The organism is Thermodesulfobium sp. 4217-1, assembly GCF_039822205.1.
Lineage (GTDB): Bacteria > Thermodesulfobiota > Thermodesulfobiia > Thermodesulfobiales > Thermodesulfobiaceae > Thermodesulfobium.
Window position 1 is genome coordinate 1 of sequence record NZ_JBAGBW010000069.1, and the last position, 556, is coordinate 556.

1 protein-coding gene is annotated in these 556 nt (G+C 38.3%); it reads left to right on the forward strand.

Going from position 1 to position 556, the window contains the following annotated elements:
- The coding region (locus V4762_RS10015) for an IS1634 family transposase (protein ID WP_458646962.1) at window positions 1–556 on the forward strand (556 nt) is incomplete at both ends.

Sequence of the window (556 nt, forward strand, 5' to 3'; positions counted from 1 at the left end):
CACAAAAGAAGATATCATTGACAAGAAAACAGGCGAGATTCTGACAAACACAAAAAAACTACGCAGAGTTGATCTAGAAAAGGCAGAGAATGACGCTATATATGATGGGTACTTTTGCATCATTACCAGTGAACTTGACTATGATGAGCGTAAAATGCGCCAGGTATATGGTGGCCTTTGGAGGATAGAGCAGTCTTTTAGGATTATGAAAACAGATCTTTATGCAAGGCCTGTATTTGTAAGCAAGAACGAGCACATACGTGCACATTTTCTAATATGTTTCGTTGCGCTCCTTATCATTAGAATTATTCAACATCGTATGGGAGAAAAGGCTCTGTCAGCAGAACGAATTGCAAGAGCTCTGGGTGCAGCAACTTGTAGGGTTTTAAAAGGTGGTATCATTCAACTAGATGATGTCGGTGGCGCTATAGCATTTCAAAAGGTGAGAAACAAAAAGGGTCAGATAGTTGAAACATTATCATACTCAAATGAAGATGAAATTGCACTTGACTACAAAGTAATACAAAATACCTTCGGTACTGATTTCTACAATATC